The following is a 20,470-nucleotide window of genomic DNA, read 5'->3' on the forward strand; positions in this document are numbered from 1 at the left end:
TTAATATAGAAAGAGCCACTTTATAGTGGCTCTTTTTTTGTAACTTTTTCCAAATTTTAATCAATCAATACCAATGGAACTATATTATTCTTTTTCGGTTCTAATTGTTCTTGCTGCATTATTTTCTTATGCAAACCTTCGATTCCTAAAATTACCTGGAACAATTGGAATTATGATTATCGCCATGTTAGTATCTATCGCTATCCGTTTATTGGGAGATAGCTATTTTCCTGATGCTACAAAAGACATGTTTCAACTCTTTAATAGTTTAGACTTCAATGAAATATTGATGGGCGCAATGCTTAATTTTCTGCTTTTTGCAGGCGCAATGCACGTTAATATTCTCGATTTGAAAAACTTGAGATGGACAATTGCTACTTATGCTACAATATCAGTAGTATTATCAGAATTTATTATATCAGTAATTTTATATTACATTGCGCCATATTTTGGTATTCAAATTCCGTATATCTATTGTTTATTGTTCGGAACATTAATTTCACCAACTGATCCAATCGTTGTATTAGGAATTTTGAAACAAGCAAAAGTTCCTAAAATTATTGAGACAAAAATTACAGGAGAGTCACTGTTTAATGATGGTGTGACCGTTGTAATGTTCGCAGTAGTTTTACAAATAGCAACTAATCCAAGCTTTGATGCTGATTTTGCAAGTGTTTCAAAATTATTCTTGATGGAAGCTGGTGGCGGAATCTTACTTGGATTATTACTTGGATTTACAGCGTCTAATTCGATGAAAAAAATTGATGATTATAAAGTTTCAGCTTTAATTACATTATCGATTGTAATGGGAGGATTTTTGATTGCAAAAGAACTTCATGTTTCGAGCCCTTTAGCTATGGTTATCGCAGGTTTAATAATCGGAAATTATGGAAAAAAATTCGCAATGAGTAAAACAACTCAAGATTATTTAAACAAATTTTGGGAGCTTATTGATGAAATAATGAACGCCATTTTATTCCTTTTTATAGGTTTCGAATTGTTGTTAATAGAAGATTTAATGGATCAAATTCTATTAGGAATTGCCACAATTTTTATAGTCCTATTATCTCGAACATTATCAATTGTTATTCCAGCTCGTACTATTTTAAGAAAAAACACTTTTTCTAAAGGTTCACTTATTGTCTTGGTTTGGGGAGGAATTCGTGGAGGAGTTTCAATTGCATTAGTTCTTTCGATGCCAAATTCGGAATGGAAAGATTTGTTATTAGAGATTACATACATCGTTGTTTTATTTTCAATCGTTATTCAAGGTTTAACTGTAGGTAAAGTGGCTCATCGTGTTCTAAAAGACGAATCTGATGAAGCAAATAAAGAAGAAATGGAAGATTATCTTAATTCATCTAAATTGTAAATAATTATAAAATATACAATTAAAAGGAACAAGCGCATCTATAGATGCGCTTGTTCCTTTAACAGAAGTTTAGAACTTAAAATGGTTTAGTTCACGAATTAATCTTTATTTTTAATAGAAATTAGAACAAGCCAACAGAATGAAATTAAAAGATTTATCTAATCAACTCGAAATATCTTTAGGAAGTTTACAGAATTTTATCAATGATTTTAATATTGATTTGAGTTTTTGTATTGACGAAAATTTTAATGTAACACAACAATTTATAACATTTTCGGAAGAGAATAAAGATTTCTTAAAAAGATATGCCGAAGATTATTCCAAAGAAAAAACAATAGAAGAAATCGCTAAAACAATTGGAGCGAAAGAAGAAGAAGTGCTTCATTTTTTTGTAACAAATGGAATTCCTGCCGAGGTTGCAAAGCAGATGAAAACGGGAGTGTCAAGTTATTTGATTCATTCTTACATTGGGGGAAAATATCCGTTTATAGAAAAAGCATTTCCGCAATGCGAAGATTTTTCTGGTAAAAGTTTAGTTGGTTATACCGATTTGTATTTTTATATGACTGATATGTTAGATCCATTTATTAGCAAAGATCAAGGAGAAAGTTGGGGAATCTCAAAACCTGCGGGATTGATTTTATATGGATCTCCAGGTAGTGGAAAAATATATTGGACAAAGAAAATAGCGAATATGATTGGTTACGAATTTGTACATATTTTCAATGATTATTTAGTTGGGAATTTTGATAACAAAAAGAATAAATTCTCCGATTTTCTTTCAAAAAAGATGAATCAACCCAAAACATTATTGTTTATTGATTCGTTCGACGAAATATTACACTCTACTTCTGTAAATACCATTTATCCAGAAATGGTCGATTTGTTTTATTCCGTTCTTAGACATATTCAGAAAAATGATACGAAAGAACTTTTGATTGTTGGAGCTGTTGAATCTTTAGCAAATTTGAATGATGAAATCGTTGCACCTGGTCGTTTTGATTTACATATTCCGATTTTTCCTCCAACTTTTGACGAGCGCAAACAATTACTTCTACATCACATGACTACGAATTTGGCGCAAGATTCTCCGTTATTATCAATTTTGAAAAATCAAAATGCGTTGAACAAAGATTTCTGGACGCCTTATGCGGCTGAAATGAAAATTTTCTCAAATACAATGATGATTGATTTTACACAATCGCTTAAAAAACGTTTATATGCATTATATAGAAAAGATGAAACGAAAAATATTGTGATGACAGAAAAGGTATTGTTTTCGGCATTTCAAGAAGCAAAATCGAAATTAACGCCTGATTATCTAAAACATTGTGCAATTTTCTTAACAGAAGCCAAACAAAATGTTGGACAAGATTTTCCGCATCGTCTGATTGAATTAAATGCTGATTTAGAGTTTTATTTATCATCAAAAGAAATTCCGATTACTAAAATTGGTTTCAAGCAAAGTGATGAAGCAATTTCTCCTACAGCTCAACAAGCAGTTGAAGAAAATAAAGAAGTTTAAAATAAAATAATATAAACCACAAAAAAGCGCTCTTAGAGCGCTTTTTGATTTTATAATTGATTAAAACTTACAAAGTTTTAAATGTCAATAATAAGATATTTCCTTTGTAAAGATGTAATTCTTTTCCAGAAACTTCGTAACGATTTACACTTTTCAACATCGATAAAAATGCTTTTTCTTCTTGCAAATTAGGACAAGCCATTTTGGTTTCAGAGAAATTAACGAAGCTGGTTACGCCGCTAACTTTTGTAAAAGAAGCATTGAAATTGTTGCAACCCGCAAAACCACTTACAGTCGAATTCGCTTCGTCAATAACCAACATCACGTCTTTATCGTACAAACCTTTTACTACGTTGTTATCGTTGATCAAATACCAATTTTGATTTGAAATTGAAACTTCCGCTTTAGGTTTAATTTTAGCAGTACTTGCGCTTGTAGAACAAGAAGTTGCTATAAAACTCATCAAAAGAGTTGCTGAAAATAAAGTTACAATCTTTTTCATTTTTCGGAATATTTTATCTCAACTCAGCGTTGAATTTTTCTTGATACAATTTGATTAATTTATTCATTAAACCATCAATTTCTTGATCGCTTAATGTTTTATTTTCGTCTTGAATCATAAAACTTAAAGCATACGATTTTTTACCAACTGGCAATTTATCTCCTTCGTAAACGTCGAATAAATTAACAGCTTTCAACAAATTCGTTTTCACTTCTTTTGTCGCTTTGTACAATTCTTCATATTTCACAGAAGAGTCAAGCAATAAAGCTAAATCTCTACGAGAACCTGGGAATTTAGAGATTTCTTTGTATTTCAAATCGTGTTTGTTTGCTAAAGCAACCATTGCATCCCAATTTAATTGAGCAAAGAAAACATCTTGATTAACGCCTAATTTTTTTGCTAATTTTTTGCTGATGATTCCAAGTTTTCCTAATGATTTTTGAGCAGAAACAAATTCAATTCCATCTAAGAAATTATCATCTTTTGCAGGTAACTCATCTGTAATTTGAATATCTAATCGAACAAAAATTTGTTTAATCAAACCTTTCAAATCAGCAAATGAAGCTTTACGTAAATTTCCTGTCCACGATTCGCTATTAAAGTTTCCTGAAAGAACGATTCCTAAACATTTATTTTCTTCGTAAATACCATCAATTTTGCGGTAAATTTTCCCAAATTCGAATAATTTAACATCCGAATTACGACGGTTGATATTAAACGCAACATTTTCTAATAAACCATTCAACAAAGTGCGGCGCATTACAGCTAAATCAGCTGAAAGTGGATTTAACATGGCAACACTTTCTCCTTCTGGATAAAAGAAAACTTGTTCGTATTCTTTTTTCGTTAACGAGTTATTCATCGCTTCATTGAATCCGAAAGAAATCAATTGACGCGCAATAAAATCTTCGATTTTATCTGGACTAACTTTTTGATTTGGAACATAAGAAAACGAGAATTTTGAAGGAATTTCGATATTATCGTATCCATAAATTCTCAAAATATCTTCGATTAAATCTACATCACGTTGTACATCTACACGATAAGCTGGAACTTCTAAATCTAAAACTCCATTATTTTCTGACAAAATTTTAATTTCTAAATTTTCTAAAATCGATTTGATTTTATGTTCTGGAATTTCAACTCCTAATAATTCAACCACTTTATGTAAACGTAATTTTACATTAAAGTTTTGAATAGGATTTGCATAAATATCATCAATATTAGATGCAATTTCAGCACCAGCAATTTCAACTAACATCATCGCAGCTTTCTTCAACGCGTCGATAGTTATGTTAGGATCAATTCCACGTTCAAAGCGGAAAGAAGCATCCGTATTTAATGCATGTGCTTTCGCTCCTTTACGAATTGTTACTGGCTCGAAATATGCTGATTCTAAGAAAATAGTTGTCGTTGCATCCGAAACTCCAGAATCTTTTCCTCCGAAAACTCCAGCAATACACATTGGATTATTTTCGTTGCAAATCATCAATTCATGTCCTTTTAATGTACGTTCAACGCCATCTAAAGTTGTGAATTTTGTTCCTTCTGCTAATTTCTGAACGATCACTTTATTTCCTTCAATTTTAGCAGCATCAAAAGCATGTAAAGGTTGTCCTAAATCGTGTAAAATGTAATTGGTAATATCAACCACATTATTAATTGGCGATAATCCTATAACTTTTAAACGATTTTTTAACCAATCTGGCGACTCAGCAACTTTTACATTTTTTAAGTAAATACCTGCATAACGAGGCGCTGCTTCTGTATCTTTAACCTCGATAGAAATAGGATTTTTTCCGAAATCTGTCGTAGGATAATTTGATACATCATATGTTTTGAATGTTGACGCGATATCACGAGTTTTAAGGGCCGCATGTAAATCACGCGCTACACCAAAATGTGACATTGCATCCGCACGATTTGGCGTTAAACCAATTTCGATTTCGTGGTCAACTTCATCATTTTTTCCGAAAAGGTCGAACGTAGAAGTTCCAGGTTTTAAATCTTCTGGTAAAACCAAAATACCAGAATGATCTGTACCAATTCCTAATTCTACTTCAGAACAAATCATTCCGAAAGATTCTTCACCACGAATTTTTGCCTTCTTGATTTTAAATTCACCATCTGGTGAAGGTAAAACCGTTCCGACAGTCGCCACAGGTACATTTTGACCCGCTGCAACATTAGGAGCACCACAAACAATTTGTGTTTCTTTTCCGTCTCCTAAATCTATTTTAGTAACTTTTAATTTATCTGCATTTGGATGAGGCACAGCTGATAAAACTTTACCAACTAATACGGTTTCCAAATAATTTTTAGCTCCACCTACTTGTTCTACACCTTCAACTTCTAGACCCGTACTTGTAAGTGTTGAAGACACTTCATCAAGTGTTATATCTGTATCAATGTAGGTTTTTAGCCAATTGTATGAAATTTTCATTGTATTGTATAAATGAATTTTATGTATTCTTTTTGATTATGCGTTTAACATAACTGGCATAACTAACATTAAGATTTCTTCGCCATCTTCTAGTCCATCAACTGGTTTGATGATTCCTGCACGATTCGGTTCAGACATTTCTAATGTTATTTCTTCTGATTGTAAATTGTTCAACATTTCGATTAAGAAACGAGAATTGAAACCGATTTGTAAGTCAGTTCCGTTGTAATCACAAGGAAGTCTTTCTTCTGCTTTGTTTGCAAAATCGATATCTTCAGCAGAAATTGTCAATGAATTTCCAACTAATTTTAATCGAACTTGGTTTGTTGTTTTGTTAGAGAAAATTGCCACACGTTTCAAAGATGTCAAGAATAAGTTTCTGTTAATCGTTAATACATTTGGATTTTCTTTTGGAATTACCGCTTCATAATTAGGATATTTACCATCAATCAAACGACAAGTTAACACGATGTTTTGGAATGAAAAACGTGTATTTGTATTGTTGTATTCGATTGTTACATCGTCATTATTTCCTCCTAAAATATTTTTCAATAAGATAAGTGGTTTTTTCGGCATAATATATTCAGCAGCTTGTAAATTCTCTAAACCATTGCGAGTATATTTTACCAAACGATGCGCATCTGTAGCAACAAAACGGAAAATATCTGCATTTGCTTGGAAGAAGACTCCTGTCATAATTGGACGTAATTCGTCGTTTCCTGTCGCAAAAATAGTTTTGATAATTGCTTCTGATAAAATGCTTGCACTAAGTGTTGTAGAGCTTGCGTCTTCGATATCTGGCGTTTGAGGATATTCGTTTGCGTCTTCGAATGCTAACTGATAATTTCCTTGTTCTGAAACAATTTCCAACGTATTTCCTTCTTTTTGGATAAAAGTAAGCGGTTGCGCAGGGAAAGTTTTCAACGTATCAGTTAAGATTTTTGATGGAATTGCAATTTTTCCATTATCATTAGACTCAACTTCTAAAGTTGTTGAAATTGTTGTTTCTAAATCAGAACCAGTGATAGTTAATTGGCTACAATCCAATTCGAATAAAAAATTATCAAGGATTGGTAAAGTATTATTAGAGTTAATAACCCCTCCGATTAAGTTAACATTTTTTAATAACGTGTTGCTCGATACAATAAATTTCATATGAAGAATATTTCCTTAAAATATCTAACAAATGTAATAAATAATCAAGTAAAAAACTCAAACCTATACATTAAATATTATATAGAATGGCTTGTTGTTGATTATCAAATAGAAAGATGATTGTAAATTGATTGTTATTATTTGTTTAAATTTTCTTTGAATTAAAAACTTTTCACCCGTAAATTTGTCTTGTATATCGAGACTTTTAACAAATCTTTTTGACCAAATCTCATCCAAAAAGATTAATTTGAATTTAAAATACTATTCTATGAAAATTGAATTGAATTTAGAAGGAAAAAATGGAGTTTTTATACTTCTTGATGAGAATAATAAAGAAGTTGGTGAATTAACTTTTATGCTGAAAGAAAAACAAATGTTGATTAATCATACAGGTGTTAATCCCGAATTGAGAGGACAAGGTTTGGCCGAAAAATTAGTGTTAGAAGCTGTAGATTACGCAAGAAAAAATCAGTTGAAAATCATTCCATTTTGTAGTTATGTGAGCGTTTATGTTGGTAAACATCCAGAAGTGCAAGATGTAATTTAGAAAATTATGAATTTAGAAAAAGTTTTTGAACACAACCAAGAGTGGGTAAATAAACGTTTAGGACAAGACGAGCAATATTTTGATAAGCTTTCGGCTGGTCAAAATCCAGAAGTGCTTTACATTGGTTGTTCGGATAGTCGTGTGACGGCAGAAGAATTGTTGGGAGCGGAGCCAGGTGAGGTTTTTGTACACCGCAATATAGCGAACATGGTAATTAGTTTGGATATGAATACCACTTCTGTTTTAGACTATGCGGTAGAACACCTAAAAGTGAAACATATTGTAGTTTGTGGACATTATAATTGTGGTGGGATTAAATCTGCAATGATTCCGAAAGATTTAGGAATTATGAATCCTTGGTTGCGTAATATTCGTGATGTTTATCGTTTACATTCAGAAGAATTGAATGCAATCGAAAACGAAGGAATGCGTTACAACCGTTTGGTAGAGCTAAATGTACAAGAACAATGTGTAAATGTGGTAAAAAATCCTTTTGTACAACGTGCAATGGAAAATGGATTAGAAGTACATGGTTGGGTGTTCGATTTGTTTACTGGAAAATTAATTGATTTGAATTTAAACTTCGATAAAATCTTAGAAAATATCAAAGAAATCTACGATATCAACGAATAAATTTAACATTTTGTTATATTTGGTATAATAATTGTTTTTAACACTGTTAACCAAACTATATCAATGATTAACAACCGTTGGATAAAAAGAATCGGTATCGCTTTAATTTCTATTATTGCGGTACTTTTTATTTTAAGTTTTTACATCTCCTATTTTCTGAATGATCGACTTCCAAAAATCATTGCAGAAAAAAACGATACGGCTTATAATCTGACTTACGAAGATTTGAGCTTTTCTATTTTTAATTCGTCTTTATCACTAAAAAATGTTGAAGTTTCTCCAAAAGATTCTTTGTTGATAAAGGATTCGATTGACGCAACAGGAAAAGTCAAAGAAATAAATGTAGTTGGAATTAATTTTTTCAAGTTGATTACCAAAAAAGAAGTTGCGGCGCTTTCTATCAATATCAACAATCCTTCTGTAAATTATTATCTCAAAGAGAAAAAAGATTCGATCAAAAAAGATACAGCACAATCCAAAGTTGGGCAAAGTATAGATGTTTCCAATGTGAATATCAACAATGGCGAGTTTAATTTGTATTCTCAATCAGGAAAGAAACATATAGCAAATGTTTCTAATTTTTCGATCGATTTTGATGGCGTTCGTTTCAATGAGCGAACAGCGGACAAAAAAATTCCGTTCAGATATTCTGCTTTTGATATCAAATTAGATTCGATGTTTTTTGTGGTAAAAGATCAACAATTGATTAGAGCACGAAAAGTTCGTTTTAATGAAACTGATTTTGAGTTGGATAATTTCTTGATGAAACCGCTTAAAATGAACGGAAAAATGTACGTTCCAAACGATTCTGAAAATGATTTATTGGATATTGAATCACCACTTCTTTCGCTTTCTAAGATGGATTGGGGATTTACTTCAGAAGATAAATTATATTTTAAAACAGATTTAATCAAATTCAAAAATCCAAAAATTACCATTATTTCTGCCAAACCTGAGAATAAAGTTGAGAAACAATCAACTAAAAAAGTAAGCATAAAAACGGAAGATGCGGAGTTAATTAATATCAAAAAATTACAAATAGAAAATGGTAAAATTCGTTCACTCTTCTCGAATGCAAAAACGGTAAAATATGCAATAAATAATGTGTCGTTAAATATCGAAGGAATAAAAATGAATGCGTTGACGCGAACAAATGATATTCCGATTGATTATAAAACTTTCCGTATTAAGTTGGATTCGATGTATTATCGATTGAATGAAATGCACACGTTAACAGCATCTAATTTTGATTTGACAGAAAAGAAATTGATTCTGAAAAATTTCAAAATGAAACCATTAATTTCAAAAAATCAATTTAATCGAAATTATACAAAATCAAACACATTATTAGATGTCGAAGCGCCAATTTTGACGTTAAATAATAACAGTTGGGGAATAAAAAATGGTGATTTCTATTTTCATACAAATTCAATCAAATTGGATGAGGTAAATGTTAAAATCATCGATCAAAAGAATGAAAAAGTTATTGCAAAAAAAGCGGAAAAAGCAACGCAAAAATTCTTGATTAATTTTAATCTTGGAATTGATACGATTCAAATCAAACAATCTCGATTTATTGCTTCGCAAAAATTTGATTTCAATAATGTTAATTTAACGGTTTTAGGGTTGAAAAATGATTATGGGAAAGAACTTCATATCAATCATGTAATTTTCAAAAATCCAAAATTTACGATTTATGGACAACCAAGACGAGTGGCGCAGCGCGAAGGAAAAACGTCGAAAGAGTTTAATGATGTTATAAAAGTTGATAAAATTTCGTTGGTAAATGGATATTTGGATGTGATTCCTTATCAACAAAAAACGCCGAATTTAACGTTGAAGCAAATTCAGTTAGCGTTTAATCAAATCAATGTTGATCCAAAAACAATTCAAGAAGCAATACCATTTTCGTATAAATCTGTGTTGTTAAAATCTTCAGGAATTGATTTCGATTTAGGAAAAACGTATAAGATGAATACTGGAGCTTTGCAATTTCAGAATGGAAACTTGACGTTGAATCAATTAAAATTAACGCCAAAACTTTCTCGAAAAGCGTATACAGCTTCATTGAAAAAACAAGCCGATTTATATACAGTTTCTGTCAAGCAATTACAAGGAAATGGAATTCAGTGGGGAATTTCTCCATCCAAAGATTTCTTTTTGAAAGCAAATCAAATGAAATTGAATCAACTTTATGCAAACATTTATAGAAGTTTGGTTCCACCTGATGATACAAAACGTAAAACCATGTTTTCGCAAAAATTACGTGAAATGAAATTCGATTTAGGGGTGAAGCAATTGCAATTGGTCAATTCTAAATTAGAATATGAGGAAGAAACTGAAAAAAGTATCGGAACAGGAAAATTGACGTTTTCATCTATAAATGCAACGGTTAAAAATGTCAATTCGGGTTATCATAAAACATCTTTACCAGACGTTGATGTTGATTGGCGTTCAGAATTTATGAATGGAGATTTGCGTGCAAATTGGACATTTAATCCAATGAATCGTTCAGAGAAATTTAATATTAATGGTTCAATTACAAAACTTCCTGCAAAAAACCTTGATCCTTTTGTGAAACCATATCTTAAGGTTTCTGTAGACGGATTTTTTAATCAAATAAAATTTAATTTTGATGGAAATGATAAAGCTGCAAGTGGAAATTTTGGAATAGATTATCAAAATTTGAAAGTGAATGTTTTGCGTGATGATGGTTCGAAAAGAAAATTTTTGTCAGCTATAGGAAACGCTGCTGTAAAGAATGATTCGCGCGGAAAAATGAAAGAAGAAAAAGTAGAAAATATCGAACGAAAACAGGATAAATCATTTTTTAATTTCTTTTTAGCTTGTATCTTAGACGGTCTTAAAAAAGCACTTTTAATTATTTAAGAAAATGAAAAGAACAGTCTTCATAACCGGAGCAACATCTGGCATAGGAATGGCGACAGCAAAGAAATTAGCACCAAATTATCGTTTAATTTTGTGTGGGCGTCGTCAAGAACGATTAGATGAAATTCAGGCAGAATTGAGTCAAATTACGGAAGTTAAAACCATTCAATTTGATGTTCGAGACAAGGAAGCTGTTTTTAATGCAGTAGAAAGTTTAGAAAATGAGTGGAAAAATATTGATGTTTTAATCAATAATGCGGGAAATGCGCACGGATTAGCACCTTTTGATACAGCTGATTTGGAGGATTTGGAAGCAATGATTGATATCAATGTAAAAGGATTAATTTACGTTTCGAAAGCAATTATTCCAATTCTTAAACAATCATCAAATGCGCATATCATCAACCTTTCTTCGATTGCGGGAAAAGAAGTTTATCCAAATGGAGGAACATATTGTGCGTCGAAAGCGGCGGTAGAATCGTTGAGCAAAGGAATGCGTTATGATTTGTTACCTTACGGAATCAAAGTTTCCAATATTGCGCCAGGAGCGGTAGAAACAGAATTTTCTTTGGTTCGTTTCAAAGGAAATCAAGAACTTTCGGATAATGTATACAAAGGTTTTGAACCATTGGCTGGAGAGGATATTGCAAATGCAATAGAGTATTTGTTGCAACAACCAGAACATGTACAAATTGCTGATGTTACAATTTTTCCAAAAGCGCAAGCTGGAGGAACTGTTTTCTTGAAAAAATAATCTATTTCGAAAAATTGATGTTGATAAATAAGGACGGAAGTAAAATTCGCTTTTTAACGGAAAATGCAAATGCGAAAGTTTTTAAAAATGTGTTGATGAGTATTAACAGCGATGATCAACAAATGTACATGATTATGGATGGTGAAATTACGGCATCCGAAATGAACAAAATGGTAAAAGAATCTAATAAATAATAAAAAAGCTGAGCATCGCTCAGCTTTTCTATTTCAATATTTTTTCATAACAAACACTTTCTTCGATGTCTTTGTATTGATCGTAATTTTCGATTCTTGTGTAATCACATCGTTCATACAACGCGATTGCTTCGGGTTGTTTCAATCCGGTTTCCAAAATACATCGTTCATAATTTAATTCGATTGCCCAATTTTCTAACTCATTCAGAACTTTAGCTGCAATTCTATTTCCTCTAAAATCAGGATTTACATACATTCTTTTCACTTCCATCGTTGTATCAGAATAATGTTTTATAGCGCCACAACCAACAGGATTTTCGTTTAAATAGGCGATAGCAACGTGATTTATTTTGTCAACTTTATTGTATTGCGAAAAGAAAGAATGAAATTCGCCATTTCTTATCGCTAAATCTTTATCTAATTCTGTTACCAATTCTTGAAAATCTTTGTTAGAAGAATTTGTTCGAATGATTTTTACTGAATTCATTTTATTGCTTTTCCTCAAATTTAATAAAACTTAAGTTTTTTTTGTAACGCTAAATTCTATTTTGTTCTGCAGTTTTTTCCGCTTGTTTCGCTTCTTTTACTTTCTGGTTTCCGAAATTGTATTTCAAATTCAACATAAAATATTGTGTATCGCGATAATCTTTGAAATATTGATTTTGGTTTGCGTATTTCGTAGAAATCGTATTGCGATCAGTTTTAAAAATATCATTGAAAACCAAACCAATTTCAAAACGTTTATCCCATATTTTTTTGTTTAAAATCAAATATGTATTTTGAGAAGAACTAATATCAAATGAAGCTTGAATAGCTGGGGAATTATAATGATATCCTGTCGAAATATTAAATGTTTTTGCTTTGTCTAAATCCAATTGCGTGCTCAATGAAAGGTGATAAAAAAAGACATCGTTTTTGTATTGCAGATTATCTGGACCAAAATAATAGTTTTGATTATATTCTCCCATCGCAAATAAATTCAGTTTCCACCACGATTTTAGATTGAAATTTTTCGAAAGATTAGCTCCAAAAGCTTCTCCATTTTTGATGTTAGTAAAATGATAAACCGTTTCAAAAGTTTCAGGATTTTGAATAGAAATTTCCATCGCTGGATTTTTCTCGTATCGATAATAGGCTTCGAAATTCCAATCTTTCAAGGTGTAGGATAAACTCAAATTGTGGATAATAGTAGAAATCGCATTGGCATCGCCCTGAAAATAAGAAAATAGATTGTAATATGATTTTGAAGGATTCAAGAAATTATAATTAGGTCGATCAATTCTTTTTCCATAATTCAAACCAATTTGTCCCGCATTTTCAAAATTATACATGACGTATAAAGTTGGAAAAAGATCGGTGTTTGTTCGTTTATTTTGGCTAATTGGATTATCAGAAATCGTATTTATAAGAGCTGTTTCAGATCTCAAACCAGCTTTTGCTTCCCATTTTTTCCATTTGTAATTTCCAGAAATATACAACGCAAAAATCTGTTCTTTGTAATCAAAAATATTACTTTTTTCGGGTTGATATTCGATTTGATTTTGAATCGACTCAAAGAAATCTAAATCATTATCATTCTTCACAAAACTATATTTCGCTCCAGCTTCCAAACCATAATTTTCTTCGATCAAACTATAATCAATTTGTGTAGAAAATAGATTCAATTTTTGAAGTGCCGCGCTCAAAAAACGATTTTCTTCATAAGGTTTATCCTTGAAATTCAATTTTGTTAAAACATCTTGATTTTCTTTGTAATAACGATGACTAAAATTGTTGCTCCATGTCAAATTATGTTGCCCGAATTTTTTATCATAAACCAAATACGTATTAAAATTATTCGAAGCTTCGCGACGATGATTTTGTGTTTTGTAAAATGATTCAAGTTGATTATTTGTTGTATTGTAAATATTTGTTGGAACGTTATAATTCCCAATTGACGCAGGATTTCTAGAGCCATTTATTCCAAACTGAAAATTTTGTAAACTATCAATTGAATATTGAGAAGCAAAGTTGTAAATATGTTGTTGTTTCGCGACTGTTCGACGAATCATGTCACTTTCCCAGCGTGTCTGATCTTTTTCATAAGTTGTTACATCAAAATTCTTGCGAACATATTTTCCATTCACAAAATAATAACTTCCTGTCAATTGCCATTTTTCTGTATTGTAAGATTGGGTAGTACCCAGCATTCCTTTGCTATAAATAGATTGATGATAACGTGTCGCAATTTGTCCTTTGTAACCAGAAAGCACATTTTTCTTCATTTTAATATTTATAATCGCGCTTCCAGAAGCTTCATATTTTGCAGGCGGATTGGTAATGACTTCAACCGAAGAAACTGTTGCACCATCAGTATTTTCCAACAATTGTTTCAAATCATCTTGGGACATTAATGTTTTTTTATCATTAATTGTGACTAAAATTTGCGTATTTCCTCTCACACTTAACTGTTCATTTTTTAGAAGAACATTTGGCGTGTTTTTCACGATATCCCAAGCACTTAAATTTTGCAAAGGCGTATTTTCGACATTAAATTCTATTCGATCAATTTTTCGTTTCAACAAAGGTTTTTGACTAGAAAAAACAACGTCTTTTAAGTTAATTGTTTCATCTTTTTGAAGCGTAATAATCAAAGAGTTTTCTGAGTTAGCTTGATATGTCTTTTCAAATTCTTGGTAACCAAATTCTTTAATGTAAATTGTAAATGATTGTGCTTGATGAAGCTCAAAATTAAATTCGCCATTTTCATTCGATTCAGCTACAATTGGATCTTGTGAAGGAATTTCAACTTCAATAGAACTATTTTTGATTGGTTGATTTTGCTCATCGATAATTTTTCCAGAAATAATTTGTGCAAAAATTAAATTTGGAAGTAGCAGAAAAAATGTTATTACTATTTTCATGGTTCAGATTTTTAACAAATCTCTTTCAAGTTTCGATTTTACTTGGTTAATGAACGGTTAACGATGAGTTAATGTGTAATTTATGTGCGAAAACAATGTATTTTTGAATTGATGGAAAGCTTATGAAATTATCTAAAAAACATTATACATTTATTTTCTCTTTTGCATTGATCGTTTTGGTTGCATTGCAAGGGTATTATATCTACAATTTGTATCGATTGATTGAGAAAGATATGAATAAAGAGGCGTGTGAAATTGGAGTTAAAGTGATGAATTTTATGTCAAAATATGAAACAGATTCTAATGATGATAAGATTTTAGATTATTTCAAAAAACTGAATCATGATGAAAAAAAACAGTTTGATGAATTACAAATAATTCGAACGAAAGTAGATTATAATTATGAGATTTATACGCCAATTGTAGATTCTCTATTAGACGTTTATTCTAAGGAAAATAATTTTGAAATAGCACTTCGTACAGATGTTTATTCGGTTTATGATGAATTGAATCATAAAGAACTATTGCCAAAGAAAAAGTATGTGATTTACGAAACGACAAATAAAATTGCGAAACCAACTAATATTAATCAAAGTGTTTGGTCATCGGATGATATTAGTAATCAAACAGATTCTGATTTAGGAATTAATAAAAATGAACGTCATAAATATAAAATTAGAGGAAAGACAGATTTTGAATTACTGAATTTGAAATTTTTAATTCTCAAGAAAATTATTCCTTTAATCATTGTGAGTTTGTTGATTGTTGGATTAATTGTCTTTTTGTATTGGAAAAGTCTTAAAAATTTATCGAAACAAGAAGAAAAAATCAATCAATTACATTTGACAATAGACTCTATTGCGCATGAATTGAATACGCCAATTACGACGATGAAATTTGCTTTGCATCAAGTTCAACATCCAGAAACGCAACAAATGATGAACAGACAAATTAATCGTTTGGAGCAAACTGTTGATTCTATTTTTGTAAAAAATGACGAAAATTCTGAATTGTTAGATGAGGTTATTTTGAATGAAATTATCCAAAAGATTCAACTTCAATATCCAGAAATTAAACTTATTAATCAAAGTATTTTCGAGAAAAATAATGTACTGAAAACAAACGATTTTAAACAAATTGCTCAGAATTTAATTGAAAATTCAGTCAAATATGGAGCTACTGAAATTGTATTAGATTTTAAATTTCAAAAAAAAATAACATTGAATTTTTCGGATAATGGAATTGGAATTCCAACCAATGATTTGCCTCTTATTTTTGATAAATATTATCGTGTGAATCGTTCTATTAACCAAAATGTAAGCGGTTTGGGTGTTGGATTATTTTTGGTCAAGAATACAATCGAACGATATTTAGGAACAATTAACGTTCAGAATAATAAAGACAAAGGTGTTCAATTTTTAATCATTTTGCCGAATGAAAACTAAATTAATTTTAGTAGAAGATGATCAAGATTTGGGAACTGTTCTCAAACAATATCTAGAATTTTCTGATTTTGAAGTGACTTGGTTTGATCATCCACAAAAACTATTGAAGGAAATAGAATCGTTGGAATCAGCTCAATTAATCATTTTTGATGTCATGTTACCCGAAATTGATGGTTTTTCTTTGGCGAAAAAATTAGCCGAAACCATTACAATTCCATATTTATTTTTGACTGCTAAGGCGCAAAGTTTTGATCGTGTTTTAGGTTTGAAATTAGGTGCAGATGATTATATCACAAAACCTTGCGATCCTGAAGAATTGGTCTTGCGAATAAAAAATATTTTGAAGCGAAATCAACCTGTTTTAGAAGAATTGATTAAAATTGGAGCTTATGTTTTTCTTCCAAATCAATTGCAATTATCTTATCAAGAAGAAAAATTTCAGTTAACAGAAAAAGAAGCAGAATTGTTGAGTTTCTTGATTCAGAATAATCAAAAATTAGTGAGTCGTAAAGAGATTTTAGAAAAAATTTGGGGTGAAAACGATTATTTTATGGGTAGAAGTTTGGATGTTTTTATGACACGTTTGCGCAAATATTTTCAGAACGACGAAATGATAAAATTTGAATCTGTTCGAGGTATTGGTTTTAAAATTAATTTTCCACTCTAAAAAAATAAAGCTGAACAGAAGTCCAGCTTTAATAACAAACAATTGAATTCTAAATTCAGTAAAGGGAACCGAATTTTATAAATGGATTTTTATATTCCTTGAGCAATCATAGCATCGGCAACTTTTACGAAACCAGCTATATTAGCGCCTTTGTAATAATTTATATTTTCTTGAAATTCACCTTTTCCATATTTTTTACATTGGTGATGAATTTTTATCATAATTTCTTTTAATCGATAATCTACTTTTTCTCTGTTCCAATTTTGACGGATCGAATTTTGAGACATTTCCAATCCAGAAGTTGCAACACCACCAGCATTCGCAGCTTTTCCAGGACCGTATAAAATTTGATGATCCAAAAAATAATGAACCGCTTCGGGAGTTGTTGGCATATTAGCACCTTCGGCAACCAATTTGCAACCATTGAGATGTAAAGTTTGCGCATCTTGTAAATCCAATTCGTTTTGTGTTGCACATGGCAAAGCTATATCACAAGGAACTTTCCAAGGATTTTGGTCGGAGAAAAATTTAGCGTTTGGATAATAATCAACATACTTTGAAATTCTATCGTAATCATCATTCTTAATTTTGAAAATGACATTTAGTTTTTCTGTATCAAAACCGTCTTCATCATAAATATATCCAGAAGAATCAGAAAGTGTAACCACTTTTGCGCCTAATTCCAGAGACTTTTCAGCAGCATATTGTGCAACATTTCCAGAACCAGAAATAGAAACTGTTTTTCCTTTTAAGGTTTCTTTTTTTTCGGCTAACATACATTCTACAAAATATAATAAACCATAACCAGTAGCTTCTGGGCGAATCAAAGAGCCACCATATTCTAATCCTTTTCCAGTTAAAACACCTGTAAATTCGTTTCGCATTCGTTTGTATTGACCAAATAAATAACCAATTTCTCGTCCTCCAACGCCAATATCACCAGCAGGAACATCGACATCTGCACCAATATGACGAGATAATTCGCTCATAAAAGATTGGCAGAAGCGCATAATTTCCATGTCCGATTTTCCTTTTGGATCAAAATCAGAACCACCTTTTCCGCCACCCATAGGTAAAGTTGTCAAGCTGTTTTTGAAAACTTGTTCAAAAGCTAAGAATTTAAGAATAGAAAGATTAACAGATGGATGAAAGCGCAAACCACCTTTATAAGGACCAATCGCAGAATTCATTTGTACACGATAACCTTTGTTGATTTGGATTTCGCCTTTATCATCAACCCAAGTTACTCTAAATTGAATAATACGTTCTGGTTCTGCAATTCTTTCAAGAATTTTGAACTTTTTGTATTTAGGGTTTTCTTCTACAAATGGTAAAATGGTTTCGGAAACTTCTTCAACTGCTTGTAAAAATTCTTTTTCGTTAGGGTTTTTTGATTTAATTCTTTGAATGAATTTTTCTGAGTAAAATAAAGTATCCATGCTATTTGTGTTTTATTGTTGATAAAATTATAATAAATAACAAATAAAATAATATATTTTTTAAATCAAACTTTTAATATTTATGAATTTGATAATTTCGAATACTTAGAATATATAGGTTGATAATTTTTGAAACAAAAAAAGCAGGAAAATTTCCTGCTTAATAAATTTTGTATTTTTATTCAGTTTAAGACAAGACTTATTTTTTGAAAAATCCACCCAATAAACTCATGGCATCTCCAATTCCTAATTGTCCATCACCATCCTGATCTAACAATTTTTCGAAACCTCCTAAATTTACTCCGCTTTGGTTTGTTTGAGTTGTAGAACCACCAACTAAACCGCCTAATAAACCAGCAATCCCATTTGAATCTAATCCAGCAGATTGTTTTTGTTTACCCAAGTAGCCCATTACAATTGGCGCAACTAACGCTAAAATTTGAGTAACTTGTGCTGTATTCAATCCAGATTGTTGAGAAATTGCAGATTCTACATTTTGTTGTTTATTTCCTAAAACGTGACCTAAAATTCCTAATCCATCTTGTTGGTTTCCTCCTTGACCTAAAAATCCAGAAAGATTATCCAAAATACTCCCGTCATGTTGATTCAAAGCATTCGAAATTCCTTCAGCACCTCCGCCTTGTGCATTTTTATTTAAAGCAGACAATAAAAAAGGTACAGCTGCTGCAACAGCAGTTTGAGCTTGAGATTCATTAATCCCTAATTGTTTTGCAGCAGAAGCAACAATTTGTTGTCCCATTGCACCTTGAATTAAATTTGTAAAGTCCATAAGTTTATATTATTTACTCAAATATACTATTTTTAACAGATTAATTCAGATTAATATTAAGAGTCCTACAAAGTATTTCTATTTTTGTACAATCAATTTTGTAAATGAAACAAATAAATCTTTTTTTAGTAATCATTATTGCGGTTTTGGCTTTATTACCAATCGTTTTACCGAATCGTTTCGACGAAGAAATGCAATATGAATTTGATGCACCTGTTGGTTTGGTGTACGACGAATTTTATAATCTTCGTCAATTCTCGAAATGGCAACAATTTACAGCTTCGGATTCTTTGACAATCAAGAAATTTTCGAATACAAAAGAAGAGGACGAAAATTATATGATATGGGATTCAGAAGATGCTTCAATTGCTTCAGGAAAAGTAACGATTGAAAATTTTTCGATTAATCGTTTCGTTAATTATACGATAAAATATGATGGTTGGGAAAAATTAGATAGTTTGAATGTCAAATTTGAACAACAAGAAAATGGGAAAACAACTGCAAAATTGAATTATTTAAGTCAAGAAATTCCTTATTTCTACCGCTATTTTGCTTTTTTCAAAAATCCTGAATCTAAATTTGAAAAATCTTTGGATAACCTAAATCAAAAAGTGAAAGTTAGATTAGATAAGGATCAAAAAGAAGGACGATTGAATTATGGTGAATATCGAATTGTAGAATTAGGTCGAACAAATTTATTAGCGATTCGTAAACAATCAAGTTTAGCGGAAAAAGATATAATGGATAAAGTAGATGGTGCTTTTGAGGTGATTTATAAATCGTTAATGAATAAAGATGAAGGTGGTTTTGATTTCGATTTAGGTTTCCCATATGTCTATTTTACTGATTTTGATAAAGAAAAAGATAAGACAACATTTTTTGCTGGAATACAATTAATAGAAGATTTGCCTTTACAAAAAGAGATGAAAAAAGTGGTTGTTCCTGGTGGAGATTATTTGTTAACATTGCATTTAGGACCTCGTTCTAAGCGTGCGCAAACAATCGAAAAAATGAAGAATTATGCAAAATCTAAAAAACTACAATTGGATACAAAACAATTAGAGATTATGTTAAACGATCCGAAGGAAACTGATAGTTTAAAACTAATTTCTCGAATTTATATTCCAATTAAAAAACAATAAATACTTAAGAATTAACAATTTTTAAAGTACACTTAGCCACAGTAATGTGGCTTTTTTTGTATTTTTGCAA

17 protein-coding genes are annotated in these 20,470 nt (G+C 30.9%); 10 read left to right on the plus strand and 7 right to left on the minus strand.

Features of this window, described 5'->3' with window-relative positions; all coding sequences use genetic code 11:
• The first annotated feature begins 73 nt into the window (after window positions 1-73).
• Both N5D03_RS11945 and N5D03_RS11950 read left to right on the plus strand, forming a co-directional pair.
• A complete protein-coding gene (locus N5D03_RS11945) occupies window positions 74-1,372 on the plus strand; it encodes a sodium:proton antiporter (RefSeq protein ID WP_280051791.1) in 1,299 nt (432 codons plus the stop codon).
• 139 nt (window positions 1,373-1,511) lie between these two features.
• Entirely contained in the window at window positions 1,512-2,897 is a 1,386-nt protein-coding gene (locus N5D03_RS11950) for an ATP-binding protein (RefSeq protein ID WP_280051792.1), read from the plus strand.
• Between the two features lie 67 nt (window positions 2,898-2,964).
• Here the strand turns inward: N5D03_RS11950 and N5D03_RS11955 are convergent, their stop codons facing one another.
• Genes N5D03_RS11955 through dnaN form a run of 3 tightly spaced genes read right to left on the minus strand, consistent with a single transcriptional unit; the run spans window position 2,965 to window position 6,997 of the window.
• Window positions 2,965-3,399 carry an META domain-containing protein gene (locus N5D03_RS11955; RefSeq protein ID WP_280051793.1) on the minus strand — a complete coding sequence of 145 codons (435 nt, stop codon included), beginning with the start codon at window positions 3,397-3,399 and terminating at the stop codon, window positions 2,965-2,967.
• 13 nt (window positions 3,400-3,412) lie between these two features.
• Complete coding sequence (gene pheT / locus N5D03_RS11960; RefSeq protein WP_280051794.1) at window positions 3,413-5,842, minus strand: phenylalanine--tRNA ligase subunit beta; 2,430 nt, start codon at window positions 5,840-5,842, stop codon at window positions 3,413-3,415.
• 36 nt (window positions 5,843-5,878) lie between these two features.
• On the minus strand, window positions 5,879-6,997 hold the full coding sequence (gene dnaN, locus N5D03_RS11965; protein ID WP_125350238.1) for a DNA polymerase III subunit beta: 1,119 nt from the start codon (window positions 6,995-6,997) through the stop codon (window positions 5,879-5,881).
• 268 nt (window positions 6,998-7,265) lie between these two features.
• Here dnaN and N5D03_RS11970 point away from each other — a divergent pair, with 268 nt between their 5' ends.
• The 5 genes from N5D03_RS11970 (at window position 7,266) to N5D03_RS11990 (ending at window position 12,014) form a co-directional block, all read left to right on the plus strand.
• Window positions 7,266-7,544, plus strand: coding sequence for a GNAT family N-acetyltransferase (locus N5D03_RS11970; RefSeq protein ID WP_125350239.1), 279 nt, complete (start codon window positions 7,266-7,268; stop codon window positions 7,542-7,544).
• A gap of 6 nt (window positions 7,545-7,550) precedes the next feature.
• The gene (locus N5D03_RS11975) at window positions 7,551-8,177 is read left to right on the plus strand and encodes a carbonic anhydrase (protein ID WP_125350240.1); all 627 of its coding nucleotides are present in this window, start codon (window positions 7,551-7,553) and stop codon (window positions 8,175-8,177) included.
• Window positions 8,178-8,240: 63 nt separating this feature from the next.
• Window positions 8,241-11,066, plus strand: a complete 2,826-nt coding sequence (locus tag N5D03_RS11980) for a hypothetical protein (RefSeq protein ID WP_280051795.1) — start codon at window positions 8,241-8,243, stop codon at window positions 11,064-11,066.
• A 4-nt stretch (window positions 11,067-11,070) separates the two neighbouring features.
• Window positions 11,071-11,820, plus strand: coding sequence for an SDR family NAD(P)-dependent oxidoreductase (locus N5D03_RS11985; protein WP_219034947.1), 750 nt, complete (start codon window positions 11,071-11,073; stop codon window positions 11,818-11,820).
• 17 nt (window positions 11,821-11,837) lie between these two features.
• A complete protein-coding gene (locus N5D03_RS11990; protein ID WP_280050146.1) occupies window positions 11,838-12,014 on the plus strand; it encodes a hypothetical protein in 177 nt (58 codons plus the stop codon).
• Between the two features lie 28 nt (window positions 12,015-12,042).
• On the opposite strand, the gene N5D03_RS11995 is transcribed toward N5D03_RS11990, so the two are convergent.
• Window positions 12,043-12,501, minus strand: coding sequence for a GNAT family N-acetyltransferase (locus N5D03_RS11995; RefSeq protein ID WP_280051796.1), 459 nt, complete (start codon window positions 12,499-12,501; stop codon window positions 12,043-12,045).
• Between the two features lie 49 nt (window positions 12,502-12,550).
• Window positions 12,551-14,917, minus strand: coding sequence for an outer membrane beta-barrel family protein (locus N5D03_RS12000; protein ID WP_280051797.1), 2,367 nt, complete (start codon window positions 14,915-14,917; stop codon window positions 12,551-12,553).
• Window positions 14,918-15,039: 122 nt separating this feature from the next.
• Between N5D03_RS12000 and N5D03_RS12005 the strand changes: the two genes are divergently transcribed.
• Entirely contained in the window at window positions 15,040-16,362 is a 1,323-nt protein-coding gene (locus N5D03_RS12005) for a HAMP domain-containing sensor histidine kinase (protein ID WP_125350246.1), read from the plus strand.
• Entirely contained in the window at window positions 16,352-17,029 is a 678-nt protein-coding gene (locus N5D03_RS12010; protein WP_125350247.1) for a response regulator transcription factor, read from the plus strand. The genes N5D03_RS12005 and N5D03_RS12010 overlap by 11 nt, the downstream gene beginning before the upstream one ends.
• A gap of 89 nt (window positions 17,030-17,118) precedes the next feature.
• Here N5D03_RS12010 and gdhA read toward each other — a convergent pair whose 3' ends face one another.
• Together gdhA and N5D03_RS12020 are read right to left on the minus strand one after the other, a co-directional pair.
• The gene (gene gdhA, locus N5D03_RS12015) at window positions 17,119-18,468 is read right to left on the minus strand and encodes an NADP-specific glutamate dehydrogenase (RefSeq protein ID WP_221854634.1); all 1,350 of its coding nucleotides are present in this window, start codon (window positions 18,466-18,468) and stop codon (window positions 17,119-17,121) included.
• A gap of 199 nt (window positions 18,469-18,667) precedes the next feature.
• Complete coding sequence (locus N5D03_RS12020) at window positions 18,668-19,258, minus strand: DUF937 domain-containing protein (RefSeq protein ID WP_280051798.1); 591 nt, start codon at window positions 19,256-19,258, stop codon at window positions 18,668-18,670.
• A gap of 104 nt (window positions 19,259-19,362) precedes the next feature.
• Here N5D03_RS12020 and N5D03_RS12025 point away from each other — a divergent pair, with 104 nt between their 5' ends.
• The gene (locus N5D03_RS12025) at window positions 19,363-20,400 is read left to right on the plus strand and encodes a GyrI-like domain-containing protein (RefSeq protein WP_219034942.1); all 1,038 of its coding nucleotides are present in this window, start codon (window positions 19,363-19,365) and stop codon (window positions 20,398-20,400) included.
• The last annotated feature ends 70 nt before the right edge of the window (window positions 20,401-20,470 follow it).

The organism is Empedobacter sp. GD03861 (genome assembly GCF_029840885.1).
Lineage (GTDB): Bacteria > Bacteroidota > Bacteroidia > Flavobacteriales > Weeksellaceae > Empedobacter > Empedobacter falsenii_B.

Excerpts from the sequence above, each read along its gene's own strand:
- N5D03_RS11945 (WP_280051791.1), top strand. The coding sequence starts at position 74 with ATGGAACTATATTATTCTTTTTCGGTTCTAATTGTTCTTGCTGCATTA.
- N5D03_RS11950 (WP_280051792.1), top strand. The coding sequence starts at position 1,512 with ATGAAATTAAAAGATTTATCTAATCAACTCGAAATATCTTTAGGAAGT.
- N5D03_RS11955 (WP_280051793.1), bottom strand. The coding sequence starts at position 3,399 with ATGAAAAAGATTGTAACTTTATTTTCAGCAACTCTTTTGATGAGTTTT.
- pheT (WP_280051794.1), bottom strand. The coding sequence starts at position 5,842 with ATGAAAATTTCATACAATTGGCTAAAAACCTACATTGATACAGATATA.
- dnaN (WP_125350238.1), bottom strand. The coding sequence starts at position 6,997 with ATGAAATTTATTGTATCGAGCAACACGTTATTAAAAAATGTTAACTTA.
- N5D03_RS11970 (WP_125350239.1), top strand. The coding sequence starts at position 7,266 with ATGAAAATTGAATTGAATTTAGAAGGAAAAAATGGAGTTTTTATACTT.
- N5D03_RS11975 (WP_125350240.1), top strand. The coding sequence starts at position 7,551 with ATGAATTTAGAAAAAGTTTTTGAACACAACCAAGAGTGGGTAAATAAA.
- N5D03_RS11980 (WP_280051795.1), top strand. The coding sequence starts at position 8,241 with ATGATTAACAACCGTTGGATAAAAAGAATCGGTATCGCTTTAATTTCT.
- N5D03_RS11985 (WP_219034947.1), top strand. The coding sequence starts at position 11,071 with ATGAAAAGAACAGTCTTCATAACCGGAGCAACATCTGGCATAGGAATG.
- N5D03_RS11990 (WP_280050146.1), top strand. The coding sequence starts at position 11,838 with ATGTTGATAAATAAGGACGGAAGTAAAATTCGCTTTTTAACGGAAAAT.
- N5D03_RS11995 (WP_280051796.1), bottom strand. The coding sequence starts at position 12,501 with ATGAATTCAGTAAAAATCATTCGAACAAATTCTTCTAACAAAGATTTT.
- N5D03_RS12000 (WP_280051797.1), bottom strand. The coding sequence starts at position 14,917 with ATGAAAATAGTAATAACATTTTTTCTGCTACTTCCAAATTTAATTTTT.
- N5D03_RS12005 (WP_125350246.1), top strand. The coding sequence starts at position 15,040 with ATGAAATTATCTAAAAAACATTATACATTTATTTTCTCTTTTGCATTG.
- N5D03_RS12010 (WP_125350247.1), top strand. The coding sequence starts at position 16,352 with ATGAAAACTAAATTAATTTTAGTAGAAGATGATCAAGATTTGGGAACT.
- gdhA (WP_221854634.1), bottom strand. The coding sequence starts at position 18,468 with ATGGATACTTTATTTTACTCAGAAAAATTCATTCAAAGAATTAAATCA.
- N5D03_RS12020 (WP_280051798.1), bottom strand. The coding sequence starts at position 19,258 with ATGGACTTTACAAATTTAATTCAAGGTGCAATGGGACAACAAATTGTT.
- N5D03_RS12025 (WP_219034942.1), top strand. The coding sequence starts at position 19,363 with ATGAAACAAATAAATCTTTTTTTAGTAATCATTATTGCGGTTTTGGCT.